Genomic DNA, 14,302 nt, shown 5'->3' on the forward strand with positions numbered 1-14,302 from the left:
AATTTTTAAACAAATGAAAATTGCAGTAACAACAGCTAGCGGAAATCTAGGCAGGGCAATTGTAAAAAAAGCAATTGCTGAATTTGGAAAAGAGAATATCATTGGCTTGGCACGAACTCCTGAAAAGGCAGCGGACTTAGGCATTGAAATAAGAAAAGGGGATTACAATAATCCTAAAGATTTTGAAGAAGCTTTGAAAGGTATTGATGTTGTTGTGATTCTTTCGGGAAACGACGAGCCTGAGAAACGAATTCTACAACACCGGAATATCATAAATGGGGCAAAAACAGCTGGGGTGCAAAAAATTATATATACCAGTATTTTTGGCGACGAAGGAAAATGTGCTTTTGACAGCGTGATTAAATCGAACCGACAAACAGAAAAGGACATTATGGAGTGCGGCCTTCAATACGCCATTGGGAGGAATGGTCTTTATCTGGAACCGGATATTGATTGTATTGGGGAGTATGTTAAAGCGGGTGAAATAAAAAACTCTGGTGGTGATGGTCGATGTGCTTATGCTACTCGAGAAGAACTGGCATTTGCTTATGTGAGTATGATTAAAAAGGATAGTCTGAATGGTGGCGTTTATAATTTATTTGGTGAATGCGTTACCCAACAGGAATTAACTAATGCCATTAATAAGGTTTATGGAACAAACTTGAAATACCATGAAGTTTCTGTAGAGGAGTATAAACAAGATAGAACCAATGTTTATGGGGATTTTTTCGGTAATGTTATTGCAGGTATTTATGAAGGAATAAGAAATGGTGCTTTTGATTTAGTATCCGACTTTGAGACCGTAACTGGAAGAAAGCATCAAAGCTTCTTGGACTCTATTGAAGAATCAAAGTGATTTTCTCTTACCATTCGCGAATTGAGACTTATAAGTATTTAGAGTCGAATGCTTTTTTTTTAGTAGGAGAGGATTGAACTTTAATATTTTTATAAAACTAGAGTTTGGAGTGGAGTATAACAAAACCGAGGCAGTGAGGCTGCGGTTTTGTTGCTATTTTTGTAGGGTTACAGTAAAATCACTTCCTTTTCCAACTTCACTAATAACACTAATATCACCACCATTTTTTTCAACAAATTCTTTACAAAGGATTAGTCCCAAACCTGTTCCTTTTTCGTCATTTGTGCCTTGGGTAGAAATACCTTCATCAATTTTGAATAGGTTTTTTATCACCTCAGAAGACATGCCAACACCCGTATCAACAATATGCAAACGAACAAAATCTTCCTCCTCAGAGGTGTTAATTGATATTAAGCCCCCTTCGGGAGTAAATTTTATGGCATTGTTAATCAAATTACCAATAAAAATAAGCGATGTGTTTTTATCGATTGTGAGCGTAATATCAGTAGGAATATTTACAATAATATCTATGTTTTTAGCAACAGCGCTTTGCCCATACAGATTAGCGCAGGTTTCTACTAATTCCTTTAAAATAATAGATTCTTTATTCATCTTAATTTCTCCTGTTTGAGTTCGAGCCCAGGTAAGAAGGTTTATTAGCAATTCATAGGCAAATTTTGATGATCTATCTATTTCACCAATCATGTCAATTCTTTCAGTACTGTCAAGTGAATCATAATTTGAATTTAATAATTCGCTAAAACCCAATATTGAATTAAAAGGTGCTTTAAGGTCGTGAGAGATGATTTTAAAAAACTTATCTTTTGTGGCATTCAATAATTTAACTTGACCGTATTGTTCTGTTAGCTTATTATTTTTTTGTAAAAGTTCTTTTTTTTGCTCTTCAATTAAATTGTTTTTTTTGGAGAGTATAGTGTTGGCATCTTTTTTAATTTTAAAACGACTATATAAAATAATTGCTATCAAAATTATAAGTAAGGATAAAGCAATAAATGAGTTTCTTATGGTGGTTTGTTTGGCAATTGCTAAATTTTGAATTTCACTGTTTTTTCGGAGTAATTCATTTTCTTTCTCCTTTTTTTCGCTATCATATTTTGTTTGCATTTCTGCAATTTGTTTCGAGCTGTTTTCAGTATAGATACTATCCTTAAGGGAAATATATTTCTCTAGATAATTTAAGGATTTATCGAACTGACCAGTAGACTTATATAGCTCAGAGTATCTATTATAGATATCCAGCTTTTCTTCCTTTGAATCCAATTCAATAGCCAATTCAAATGCCTTTTTATAATAGGATAGGGCAGTATCAAACTTGTTTAGGTCTTTATAAATAAGTCCAATATTTCTATTAACCATTAACACACCAATTTGATCATTAATTTTAGTGCTTAAGAGTAGAGATTCTTGAAAGTATTCTAAGGCTTTAGCATAATTTTTAAGTTTGTATTCTATACCACCTATATTATATAAAGAAATTGTTGAGCCAAAAATATTGCCGTTTTTTCTGTTTATTTCAAGCGATTTTTTAAAAAAAGATTCTGCTTTTGTTAACTTGTCCTGAGCTGAATAAATTTGCCCCATTGTAGTTAGTGGGCTAGCCAACATAGTTGTGTTCCCAAACTTCTCAGACATATCAATAGCTTCCTGAACATATTTCTGAGCTTTGGGATAGTCTTTCTGATTTATATATATATTACTAATATTAATAACCGTCTTGATACAAATATCATTAAATCCCTCTTTGTCTGATATCTCAAGTGATTTCAGGTAGTATTTTAACGCATTTTCGTAGTCTGAAAGTTCCTTATAAACGAGACCGATATTACCATAAAGAGAACATATCCCTTTAAGATCATTTATCTCTTCATAAATTTTTAATGATTGTTGGTGATTTTCCAATGCAAGATGCATTTCGCTCTTAGCCCAGTAATTGACTCCAATATTTTTAAGCGATTTTGCAATATCTGTTTTGCTATTTTTATCCAAAGCAATAGCGTAAGCCTTTTGAGCGTAATCAAGACCTTTATCTGGTGATACATTACTATATGCAACAGCTAACTCGTTTAATAATTTGACTTTTTCTAGTTTTTGTTTTTCGGGAAGTAAAGCTTCCAGACTATCAATTTTAGGTTGAGCGACCAAAACACTCGAAAGAGAAATTAAAATAATTATAAATGCATATTTCATGTAGGGGAGTATATAAGTGCAAAAATGCATGTGCAAATTAACGTAAACTATCCACGAATAGCCACCTGACGTAAAGCTTTATTATAAAATTTGAGAATTTTAACCGAGTTTACCACTTAATTCATTTTTTATACCAAAAATTGATATAAGACCGAAATTAGTCTTTTGGAATTGTTACAGTAAATTCACTTCCTTTTCCAACTTCGCTAATAACACTAATATCACCGCCATTTTTTTCAATAAACTCTTTACAAAGGATTAGTCCCAAACCCGTTCCTTTTTCATCATTTGTGCCTTGGGTAGAAATACCTTCATCAATCTTGAATAGGTTTTTTATCACCTCAGGAGGCATGCCAACACCCGTATCAACAATATGTAGACGAACAAAATTGTCCTCCTCAGAGGTGTTAATTGATATTAAGCCCCCTTCGGGAGTAAATTTTATGGCATTGTTAATCAAATTACCAATAAAAATAAGCGATGTGTTTTTATCAATTGTGAGCGTAATATCAGTAGGAATATTTACAATAATATCTATGTTTTTAGCAACAGCGCTTTGTCCATACAGATTAGCGCAGGTTTCCACTAATTCCTTTAAAATAAGAGGCTCTTTACTAATCATAGTATCTCCTGTTTGAGTTCGAGCCCAGGTAAGAAGGTTTATCAGTAATTCATAGGCAAATCTTGATGATCTATCTATTTCACCAATCATGTCAATTCTTTCAGTATCGTCAAGTGAATAATAATTTGAATTTAATAATTCGCTAAAACCCAATATTGAATTAAATGGTGCTTTAAGATCGTGAGAGATGATTTTAAAAAACTTATCTTTTGTGGCATTCAATAATTTAACTTGACCGTATTGTTCTGTTAGCTTATTGTTTTTTCGTAAAAGTTCTTCTTTATGCTTTTCTATTAAATTGTTTTTTTGGGAGAGTATTGTGTTGGCATCTTTTTTAATTTTAAAACGACTATATAAAATAATTGCTATTAAAATTATAAATACGGATAAAGCTATAAATGAGTTTCTTATAGTGGTTTGTTTGGCAATTGCTAAATTTTGAATTTCGCTGTTTTTTCGAAGCAATTCATTTTCTTTTTCCTTTTTTTCACTGTCATATTTTGTTTGCATTTCGGCCATTTGTTTCGAGCTATTTTCAGTATAAATACTATCTTTTAGCGAAACGAATTTTTCCAGATAATTCAATGATTTATTGAATTCACCAACAGCCTTATATAGCTCAGAGTAATTTTTATAGATATCTAATTTTTCTTCCCTTAAATTCAATTCAGTAGCTAAATCAAATGATTTTTTGTAATAAGCTAGTGCTGAGTCATATTTTTTTAGTTCTTTATGAATGAGCCCAATACTTTTATTTGCAAACAACACACCAATTTGATCATCAATTTTAGTGCTAAGTGTAAGAGATTTTTCAAAATATTCTATTGCACTGGTAAAATTTTTAAGATGATATTCTGTGTTTCCAATATTATATAAGCTTATTGTTGTTCCATAACTATCTTTATTGTTTTCATTAATTCGCAAGGCTCTTTTGTAGCAAGCTTGAGCTTTTTTATAATTATTTTCAGCTTCATAAATACTACCAAGCGTATTTTCTTGAACCGCTAAAATCCCGCTTTTACCATGTTTTTTGTTTATGCTAATAGCTTCCTGTGTATATTCGAGAGCTTTACTGTAATTGTTTTGAGCTAAATATACAGTACTAAGGTTACTTAGGATTTTGGACGTTAAATCAGTGAATCCTTTGTCTTCTGATATTTTTAAGGCCCTTAAATAATGTGATAATGCATTTTCGTAATTGGCGAGATCTTTATAAACCATTCCCAGGTTACTTAATAGAGAGCTAATTCCTTTAGAGTCTTTAAGATTCTCATATATTTTAAAAGCCTTTTGGTAATTTTCTAAGGCAAGATGTAGTTCGCTTTTCGCCCAATAATTTATTCCTATAGTTTGAAGGGATTTTGCAATATCTATTTTACTGTCTTCCTTCAAAGCAATGGTGTGGGCCATATTTGCATAATTAAGACCTTTATCTGGGGAAACATTCCAGTAGGCATAGGCAAGTTTATTTAATACTTCAACTTTTTCAAGGCCTTGTTTTTCTGGAAGTAAAACTTCAAGACTATCAATTTTAGTTTGAGCAACTAAAATATTCGAAAGAAAAATAAGAAGTATTAGATTTACATATTTCATTCAATAGAGTATTTACATTCAAAAAGGCCTGTTTAAGGAAACGTAAACTATCTATAAATAGTTACCTGATGTAAAGCTTTATTATAGAAATGGTCGTGTTTTTATCGAATCTTAATTAGTCGGATCTTGTCAATTCTAACGGAATTTACTTCTTGATTCATATTTTTGTTAAATTCCTCGAAGCTGATTTTAAAAAAGTTATTTCTGTTTTGTAAATCAATTGAAAAGGAATTGGAGTAGCCATAATTATCCCAATCATTTTCTCCTCGTTGAGGAAAAATGACACATCCGGTGTAATCGTTGTTTACCCAAAAACTGCGAATTGCACATTTGTTGTCTGTGTTAATCGGACCGTTTCCGTTTGCATATAAAAAATCGATATAATACTTTCCTTCATTAGGAATTCGAATATTAAAATAAAATTCCCGATTTTGTTTTTTGTTCAATTCAACGTAGGTCGTTTTGATATTGGAATTATAATCTTCCGCTTCAATAATTCTTTCAAAATCCGAATTGTAAATATAAAGAGGCTCACTATAGAATGATAAGTTTCCCTTATCATCATCAGTCTGAATTTGAAACTCTGTCGGTTCAGTAATGCTCACTTCCGACATGTATGTATCTTCAGTCTCTAAAAGGAGTTGCCCGTTTTTATACACATTGTAATGATTAGCGCTTTCTTTTTTCTCCCAAAACAATTGATTCTCGGCAAACCGAAGCGAAGTAGTTTCTGGCGACACTGCATTATCTACCATATTGATTTTTGATTTGGCAGGCAACTGATTATTCATTCGAATTTCAATTTTGTGTTTTCCTTCCATTTCTTTTGGTACGATCGCATTTTGGTAATATTTTCCATCAAGTGAGTAGTAGCTAACTTGATCGCCAAACCCGTAAATATCAATATCTAATACAGCATTTTGGTATCGAAGGCCTTTTATACTTTGTTTGCCTTTGTATTCGCGAGGAATTAATGGTTTAAACTCCAGATGGTCAGCCGTATAGTTCATACCTATTAAAATTCTGTAAAAGGTAGATAGAGAGCCAGCTACACTCCATAACTGACGATCTGAATTAATTTCTGTTCCCTTAAAATCCCCATTTTTTATAAGCAGGTTTTCCTTATTGGTTAAGAAGAGTGCGCTTGAACGGAACATATTGGCAATTCCCCACTGAACGCTTTCTACATTATGAGTTTTAGTCGATGCCCAATTCCAGTAAGCCTGCACAAAAGGCCAGATTGCTTCGTTGTGATAAGCTGGTATGTTTGGTATTTGAGGATAGAAACAAGGAGTTCCGAACTTGGTTACGGGTGTATTTGAAATAAGCTCATCTTGCCTTTGTTCGTTGGTGATATCCCAAATTATCATGAGCGCTTCACCTAAAGTTTCCGATTTATCAGAAAGCGTTTGATTTTTCCTTCCATATAGATATTGTCCGAAGTATTTTTTTTCAGGCAACCAAAGTTTTTCATTAATACTCCTTTTTAAGGCTTGAGAAATATCTTCGTATTTTTGCACATCTTTGCCTAGCACCTTTCCCATCTTCATCAATACTTGTAAGCTTTGATAGTGAACAGCTTGAGTCGAAAGACTATAGGAATTAAAAATATCAGCAGGTTCCATCCATTTTGGGTAAGATTGTTCACGCCAGTCCAAAAAAGAAGATTCTCCTTTAAATAGATATTTCTGATAATCCCAAACAACATTAAGATCATCTTCAGTCGAGTTTTTAATGATAAAATAAACTTTTCTAAGCCAATCCATATCTCCTGTTGACTTGTACAATTCCCATGCTGCGGTAGACCAAATCATTCTGTCTGAACTTACTGGCCATGAACCACCTGTGCCTGTGTCCTGAACTATTTTCCCGTGCTTAACTTTCTTTAGTAAGCTCTTTTTCGAGATTTCGGGATTTGTTATTGCCAGAGCCAAAATTATACTATAGCTAATATCACGAGTCCATACACCTTTCCATTTTGCACCAGTATTAAAAGTGCTGTCAGGAGCTATGTTCTTTTCTATCTCTTCAAGCGAAAGGTTATAAATGGCATCTAATAAAATCTGATTCGATTCATATTTGGGGTATTTACTTAGATCGGATTCAAGCTTCCATTCCTCACTACCTAAACCTGGGTAATTGGAGGTAATATGCGAGTTGTTGTGCGCCGTTGCTGTATATTCTCCTTGTTCTATTCGATTAGGAAATACGGTAAAATCGGAAGATTGATATAAAATGTAATCATCCGGGTTGCACCGATATAAAAGTATAGTCGATAATGCAATTGTTAGGACAATCAGGCTGGGAATGAAAAACCATTTTTTCATTTGGATAGTTTTTAATATGCTTTTAAAAGTAACAAATTAAGGAAAATTAAAAAGACATATGAAGAAAGAATATTTTAATGTCTGCCGATCGGACTACTAATAATTTCAATATAACAAAGGAGTAATAGGTAGTAGTTGTGCTTATCAATGTTTAATAATAAGCCAATGTCAGTTGTTTTTAGTTTTAAAATCTGATCGCTAAAAAAGCGACCGAAGTCGCTTTTTATTCATTGTGAATTAGTTGTATGTAGTTAAAAGAAACTCTTTGGTTAAATTTATGTAAAAATTTAATGCAAAACAACGCGTGAACATATTAATTTATTATGAGCTGCTGTTATTTTTTCTCACCCTGTAGTTTAGCTTCTTCCATGATAACATCATAAGAATAGCCAGCACCAAAATCTTTATTCAATGCAATTGTTCCAGAAACTTCAATAATCTGGCCTACAGAAACAACTTCCATGCAGGTAACGGTAAGATCAAAATCGCCTTCGAATTCGGAACCATCTTGAATGTGTATCCAATTCTTACCCATTATGTTTTGATTAAACTTGGCAACTTTTCCTTTTACTGTTACTTCTTTTCCCGAGAAATCATCCTTTTTAGAAAAGATATCAGAAATACTTGTTACTCCTTCTGTTTTTTCTATTGACACCTCAAGTTTTTTTGCCGTTTGCTTCTTCATTTTCGAGGCTTGCATTGGCATTTCATTTGCAATAGGAGTCTCCGAAATGGTATTTAGGAAATAAATAACCGGGAAGTCGCGATTTAGCTCCTTGCTGTGAAAGTCTTTCATTTCCAATGCACCTTTATAATAATAGGTTTTACCAACTTCTATTGGGTGTTGCCCAACCGCTAGCCATAAGTCATTTGTTCCATTTATGTAGGTATAACCACCGGCATTAAAAGTTTCTTTTACCATAATTTGGCTAACTCCAAGTGGGAGAGGTGCTTCCTTGTTTTCAGTTTTTTTAGATTGGCATGCAAATGAAAAAATTGCAAGTCCTAGAATCATAAGTAATATCGATCTTTTCATGTAGTTAATTGTATTGGTGTATTGCCTAAAGATAATAGAAATCATATAGAAAAATAAGTAATTTTAAAGCCTGCTTATTTATTTTGAGTTTAAAGAGGCGTTAAAAAGTTGTTAACGGCATCTAATTTGATACTGTTTAAGGGATATTATTACTTATTTTCAATTGTATTTTAGTGGATAACGTGAATACTTTACAATATGTTTTTGTAAAATAGAAAAAGGTCTTTAAGTCTTGTAATCCTTTTTAGAAGGGTGTTGTAGCGTAAACGTTCACCTTTTTACAGATTCTAATTAATGTTGTAAAGTGTTTTTTTTATAATGAGATATTTCAGTTGTTTGGTATGGAATTATCATTGTGTTTATTTAGACCTAAAATATATATTGTATTCAGTTGCTTGTTCATTTCTATTACCGATGAATAGCCTGTATCTTTAATGAGTTGGATTTTTTTAATTGAATAAAGCCCTTTTAGAATGAAAAAATATTCTTTATTATTTGTGTTGTTGATTGCAGGAACAATGATTTTTGCTCAGGAAAATGCTCAATGGCGAGGTGAAAACCGTGATGGAATTTATGCAGAATCCGGATTGTTAAAAGAATGGCCAATTGATGGTCCTGAATTGCTTTGGCATTTCGATGTTCTTGGCGAGGGACACGCTTCAGCTGCAGTTACTGATAAAATGCTTTACACCGCTGGAACAGAAGGCGAAAATGGTTTTGTAATTGCACTGGATCATTCTGGTAAAACTCTATGGAAAACGGTATACGGAAAAGAATGGATGGAATCTTATAACGGCGTTCGAACAAGTCCTATGATTTATAATGGTTTGGTTTTTATAATGAGTGGGTTTGGGAAAGTTGTTGCCTTAAATGCTGAAAATGGCGATCTTCAGTGGTCTAAAAATATATTGGATGACTTTGAAAGCGAAAATACACGATGGGGTGTTACAGAAAATTTGGTAGCCGATGGAGATAAACTGTTTTGTACACCAGGCGGTCCTAATGCAAGCATGATTGCTTTAAATGTGAAAACCGGCGAATTGATTTGGAAAGCAAAATCGAATGGCGAAAAATCTGCTTACTGTTCTCCTGCACTGATAAAGCTTCCTACTGGTAATTTACTGGTTACTCATACAAATAGTTCAATTATTGGTGTGGATGCAGCAACGGGAGAATTCCTTTGGTCTTTCGAACATCCAAATAAATATTCAATTCATCCTAATACACCTTTATATCATGATGGTTATTTATATTGCTTGAGTGGTTATGGAAAAGGTGGTGTAATGCTCGATTTGGCTGATGATGGAAGCAGCGTAACTGAAGTCTGGAGAAATGAAACTCTGGACAATCAAATGGGAGGAGTCGTTTTGCTTGATGGTAAAATATATGGTTCTGGACAAAACAATCGGGAATGGTTTTGTTTGGATTGGAAAACTGGAGAAACACTATACTCTTCGAAAATGCTTGGTAGAGGAAATGTGATTTTTGCTGATGGGAAATTGTATTGCTATGCTGATACCGGTGAAGTTGCACTAGTTGATGTAAGTAATGGAAGCTTTGAAAAAGTGAGTTCTTTTCGCGTTCCTTATGGTGAAAAGCAACACTGGGCACATTTAGTGATTAACAATCAAAGAATGTATGTGCGTCATGGAAATTCTTTAATGGTATATTCGATAAAAGCAAAGTAGCCGCTTAAAACTCTAACCTAAAACTAATGAAAAGCTTACTCCCAATTTGTATTATTTTACTAGCTCTGTTTACTCAGTGTAATTTCACAAAAGAAAAAAGTGAATGGCGTGGCCCAAACCGCACAGGTGTATATACCGAAACAGGTTTACTAAAGCAGTGGCCATCTGAAGGACCTAAAATGCTTTGGCATATAGATAGCCTACCAACAGGATATTCATCCGTTGCTATAGCGCACAATACAGTTTATGTGACCGGACTAAAAGACTCAATGGATTACTTGTTGGCTCTTGATATGAATGGAAAGCCGAAATGGGAAGTCCCATATGGTCGTGGATGGGATGAATCATTTACTGATGCTCGCTGCACACCGACTATTGAAGATGACAGGATTTATCTATCAAGTGGAAGAGGTGACTTAGCTTGTGTGAATGCAATCACAGGAGAACTTAACTGGCAAGTAAAAGCAAGTGAAAAGTTTGAAGGTGAATATGGAAATTGGGGGATTTCAGAATCTCTTCTTCTGTACAAAGACTTGGTGTTTTATACTCCTTGTGGAAAGAAAACCACTATGGTTGCATTGAATAAAATGACTGGTGAAACCGTTTGGAAATCGAAAAGTATAGATGATAAGCCCGCTTATGTTTCTCCTCTTTTGATTGAAAGAAATGGGAAGAAACAGATTGTTACGGTTACGGAAAATAATGCCATCGGAGTTGATCCTTCAAATGGTAATATCGATTGGCAGTTTGATTATGGCAGTTATGCTGGAGAACAGACTAAAGCAAATATTAACACCAATACTCCTTTGTATCAGGATGGAAAGATATTTATAACCAATGGTTACGATCATAAATCCGTAATGCTTGATTTAAGTGAGGATGCAATGTCTGTAAAAGTGGCCTATGTTGATTCCTTACTCGATGTACATCACGGTGGAGCAGTTCAAATAGATGGTTATATCTATGGTGCAAATTGGATCAATAATAGAAATGGATATTGGGTTTGCTTGGAATGGGAGACAGGTAAGAAAATGTATGAGACTGAGTGGGAAAATAAAGGTTCTATCATTTCGGCGGAAGGAATGCTTTATTGCTATGATGAGAAAGATGGTAATGTTGGCTTGGTAAAGGTTGACCCGAAAGAATTTAAAGTAATAAGTTCATTTAAAGTACCATATGGGAAAGGTCCTTATTGGGCTCATATGGTAATTAATGATGGTGTATTATATGTTCGTCATGCCACAGCTCTAATGGCATATTCGATAAAAGAATCTTAAACCATTTTCAAGCCTGTCAGGTTTTTACGCCTGCCGGGTTTAAATAATATTATTGAACTGACCTTAAGTTGCAGAATATGCTGTCCAAAAGAAGCGAAAAAGGATTAATTCTCTTGTCTGTTGTTGTTGCAAGCATCTTGTTTGTGTATTGGCTGGCTTATAATCCTGTAAAGGATATTCATGCTAGTATCCCGGGAATGGATAATCGTCCGGAACAAAGTGAATCTTCTGAAAGAGTTCTTATAGGAGAAGGATTTGATCTTTACACTGAAAACAATTCCAGTTTAACTGGGAAATGGACCCAATTTAGAGGAGCAAAATCTGATAATATTTCAACTGATAATACAAAGCTAATTAGTAATTGGGGTGCAGGTCCTAAAATTGACTGGCAGGTAGAAATGGGTGAAGGGCATGCAGCCCCTGTTGTTTACAATGGGAAAGTGTATGTTCTCGATTACGATGAAGTGAAAAAGGCTGATGCTTTGCGTTGTTTTTCTTTGGAAACGGGAGAGGAACTTTGGCGCAGATGGTATAGAGTTCATATCAAGCGAAATCATGGAATGTCGAGAACTGTTCCGGCAATCAACGATAAATATATTGTTACAATGGGACCTCGTTGTCATGTTATGTGCACCGATCCTAATACCGGAGAATTTCTATGGGGACTCGATCTGGTAAAAGATTACATGTCTGAGATTCCGTTTTGGTATACAGGTCAGTGTCCCATTCTTGATGGTGATGTAGTTATTCTTGCTCCGGGTGGAAAATCATTGCTAATGGCTGTTGATTGTGCCACAGGGAAAGTACTTTGGGAAACTCCAAATCCAGATAATTGGCAAATGTCTCATTCATCGGTTATGCCAATGACTTTAGATGGAAAAAGGATGTGGGTTTATGCGGCTATTGGCGGAATTGTAGGTGTTTCTGCTGAAGGCGACGACATCGGACAAATTCTCTGGAAAACCAAAGAGTTTTCTCCTTCAGTTGTTGCTCCATCGCCAGTTGTACTGAAAAATGGCAAAATATTCATGACTGCTGGTTATGGTGCAGGTTCCATTTTATTTCAGATAAAAAAGAATGGGGATAGTTACGAAACGCTTACACTTCAGCAATTTAAACCGAAAGACGGTGTTGCCTCCGAGCAACAAACTCCAATTGTTTACAAAGATCGAATGTTCGCTATCTTACCTAAGGATGCCGGTGGAATGAGGAATCGATTTGTTTGCTGTGATCCTAATGATTGTACTAAAATAGTATGGACGAGTGGAACGAATGATCGTTTTGGCTTGGGACCTTATATTATTGCTGATGGGAAGTTCTTTATTCTGAAAGATGATGGAACTTTGACTATAGCCAAGGCAAGTACTGAAAAGTTTGAGCTGTTGGATAAAACAAAAGTTTTGGATGGACACGATGCTTGGGGACCTTTGGTTGTAGTGGACGGAAGATTGTTAATGAGGGATGCCAAACATTTGTTGTGTATTGATATTAGAGCAAATTAAAAGGATAGACAGATGAAAAATAAATTGATTCTATGGCTTTCGGTAATTTTACTTCTTGTTGTTGTGGCTTTCATGGCAAAAGATCTTTTTGTGACTACGGATAGGCCACAGGAAAATATTTATGAATATGATTTGAAAGAATTGCGTAAAGTCGACTCTTCAAAAATTAGTCATAAAGAGGTAAAACAAATAAAAATTCAGGCTAATGAGCTTCATGGGATCGCAATTGATGATAAAGATCAAATTTATGTGAGTACCGATGAAAATATATTGGTTTTAGATTCGGAAGGAAAACAAATCAATTCATTAAAAGTGAGAGGAGAGGCTCGTTGCTTGACAGTTGCTGAAAATGGAAACATTTTGGTTGGTTTGGGCAATCGTGTCGATATCAGAAAACCGGATGGTAGTCTGCGAAACAGCTTTGTAGTCGCAGGTGAAAAGGCATTTATTACTTCACTTGCCATTGATGGAGACAATGTTTACGTAGCTGATGCAGGACAGAAGATTGTGCATCATTATAATATTGATGGTGAGAAAATAAACGAAATAGGTGGGAAAAACCCCGAGGCTGGAATAAAAGGCTTTGTGATTCCAAGTCCGTATTTTGACTTGATGATTGGCCGACAAGCTGAGCTTTGGGTTGTAAATCCGGGCAGACATGCTTTTGAGGCCTACAATTCCCGAGGTGAGCAAATTTCCTCATGGGAACGAACTTCTATGAGTTTGGACGGTTTTAGCGGTTGTTGCAATCCTGCTAATATAGCAATGCTATCTGATGGCTCATTTGTAACGGCAGAGAAAGGGCTGGAAAGAGTGAAAATTCATTTGCCTTCCGGTGATTTTAAATCAGTTGTTGCGGCTCCTGAATTATTTGAAGAAGGAACAGTAGGTATTGATTTAGCAGTTGATTCTCAGGATCGAATTTTGGTTTTAGATCCTGTACAAAAAATGATACGAATATTTGAAGCAAAATAAACGATGATCAATAGAAGAGAATTTTTAAGAAATGGATTTAGAGGTTTGCTTTTAGGAGGTCTAGCCGTGATGAGCGGAACTCTGATTCTTCGAAATTACGGAGGTGAAGAAGCTTCATGCGATTTTGATTTTCTATGTCAGGGATGCGATAAACTTAAGGCTTGCCGACTTCCGGAAGGCGAAAAGTTCAGAACGAAGGTTTCAAAATAATTTGATTG

The 14,302-nt window shown here is 34.7% G+C and carries 10 protein-coding genes; 6 read left to right on the forward strand and 4 right to left on the reverse strand.

Features of this window, described 5'->3' with window-relative positions; all coding sequences use genetic code 11:
• The first annotated feature begins 13 nt into the window (after positions 1-13).
• Entirely contained in the window at positions 14-856 is an 843-nt protein-coding gene (locus ALGA_RS19535; RefSeq protein WP_096432122.1) for an NAD(P)H-binding protein, read from the forward strand.
• Positions 857-1,009: 153 nt separating this feature from the next.
• Here ALGA_RS19535 and ALGA_RS19540 read toward each other — a convergent pair whose 3' ends face one another.
• From ALGA_RS19540 to ALGA_RS19555, 4 genes are all read right to left on the reverse strand, one after another.
• A complete protein-coding gene (locus tag ALGA_RS19540) occupies positions 1,010-3,064 on the reverse strand; it encodes a tetratricopeptide repeat-containing sensor histidine kinase (protein WP_162845494.1) in 2,055 nt (684 codons plus the stop codon).
• Positions 3,065-3,221: 157 nt separating this feature from the next.
• The gene (locus ALGA_RS19545) at positions 3,222-5,279 is read right to left on the reverse strand and encodes a tetratricopeptide repeat protein (protein WP_096432126.1); all 2,058 of its coding nucleotides are present in this window, start codon (positions 5,277-5,279) and stop codon (positions 3,222-3,224) included.
• A 101-nt stretch (positions 5,280-5,380) separates the two neighbouring features.
• Positions 5,381-7,606, reverse strand: coding sequence for an alpha-L-rhamnosidase-related protein (locus ALGA_RS19550; RefSeq protein ID WP_096432128.1), 2,226 nt, complete (start codon positions 7,604-7,606; stop codon positions 5,381-5,383).
• Positions 7,607-7,940: 334 nt separating this feature from the next.
• A complete protein-coding gene (locus tag ALGA_RS19555; RefSeq protein ID WP_145957684.1) occupies positions 7,941-8,642 on the reverse strand; it encodes a hypothetical protein in 702 nt (233 codons plus the stop codon).
• Between the two features lie 473 nt (positions 8,643-9,115).
• Between ALGA_RS19555 and ALGA_RS19560 the strand changes: the two genes are divergently transcribed.
• The 5 genes from ALGA_RS19560 (at position 9,116) to ALGA_RS19580 (ending at position 14,294) form a co-directional block, all read left to right on the forward strand.
• Positions 9,116-10,330, forward strand: a complete 1,215-nt coding sequence (locus ALGA_RS19560) for an outer membrane protein assembly factor BamB family protein (RefSeq protein WP_096432132.1) — start codon at positions 9,116-9,118, stop codon at positions 10,328-10,330.
• A gap of 26 nt (positions 10,331-10,356) precedes the next feature.
• Complete coding sequence (locus tag ALGA_RS19565) at positions 10,357-11,607, forward strand: outer membrane protein assembly factor BamB family protein (protein WP_096432134.1); 1,251 nt, start codon at positions 10,357-10,359, stop codon at positions 11,605-11,607.
• A gap of 77 nt (positions 11,608-11,684) precedes the next feature.
• Complete coding sequence (locus ALGA_RS19570; RefSeq protein WP_096432136.1) at positions 11,685-13,109, forward strand: outer membrane protein assembly factor BamB family protein; 1,425 nt, start codon at positions 11,685-11,687, stop codon at positions 13,107-13,109.
• 12 nt (positions 13,110-13,121) lie between these two features.
• Positions 13,122-14,084 (forward strand): NHL repeat-containing protein, encoded by a 963-nt coding sequence (locus ALGA_RS19575; RefSeq protein WP_096432138.1) that lies wholly within the window; start codon positions 13,122-13,124, stop codon positions 14,082-14,084.
• Between the two features lie 3 nt (positions 14,085-14,087).
• Positions 14,088-14,294, forward strand: a complete 207-nt coding sequence (locus ALGA_RS19580) for a hypothetical protein (protein ID WP_096432140.1) — start codon at positions 14,088-14,090, stop codon at positions 14,292-14,294.
• The last annotated feature ends 8 nt before the right edge of the window (positions 14,295-14,302 follow it).

It is taken from the genome of Labilibaculum antarcticum (assembly GCF_002356295.1).
Classification (GTDB): Bacteria; Bacteroidota; Bacteroidia; order Bacteroidales; family Marinifilaceae; genus Labilibaculum; species Labilibaculum antarcticum.

What these genes read in the sequence shown, in the direction of transcription:
- ALGA_RS19535 (WP_096432122.1), top strand. Translation starts at nt 14, where the DNA reads ATGAAAATTGCAGTAACAACAGCTAGCGGAAATCTAGGCAGGGCAATT.
- ALGA_RS19540 (WP_162845494.1), bottom strand. Translation starts at nt 3,064, where the DNA reads ATGAAATATGCATTTATAATTATTTTAATTTCTCTTTCGAGTGTTTTG.
- ALGA_RS19545 (WP_096432126.1), bottom strand. Translation starts at nt 5,279, where the DNA reads ATGAAATATGTAAATCTAATACTTCTTATTTTTCTTTCGAATATTTTA.
- ALGA_RS19550 (WP_096432128.1), bottom strand. Translation starts at nt 7,606, where the DNA reads ATGAAAAAATGGTTTTTCATTCCCAGCCTGATTGTCCTAACAATTGCA.
- ALGA_RS19555 (WP_145957684.1), bottom strand. Translation starts at nt 8,642, where the DNA reads ATGAAAAGATCGATATTACTTATGATTCTAGGACTTGCAATTTTTTCA.
- ALGA_RS19560 (WP_096432132.1), top strand. Translation starts at nt 9,116, where the DNA reads ATGAAAAAATATTCTTTATTATTTGTGTTGTTGATTGCAGGAACAATG.
- ALGA_RS19565 (WP_096432134.1), top strand. Translation starts at nt 10,357, where the DNA reads ATGAAAAGCTTACTCCCAATTTGTATTATTTTACTAGCTCTGTTTACT.
- ALGA_RS19570 (WP_096432136.1), top strand. Translation starts at nt 11,685, where the DNA reads ATGCTGTCCAAAAGAAGCGAAAAAGGATTAATTCTCTTGTCTGTTGTT.
- ALGA_RS19575 (WP_096432138.1), top strand. Translation starts at nt 13,122, where the DNA reads ATGAAAAATAAATTGATTCTATGGCTTTCGGTAATTTTACTTCTTGTT.
- ALGA_RS19580 (WP_096432140.1), top strand. Translation starts at nt 14,088, where the DNA reads ATGATCAATAGAAGAGAATTTTTAAGAAATGGATTTAGAGGTTTGCTT.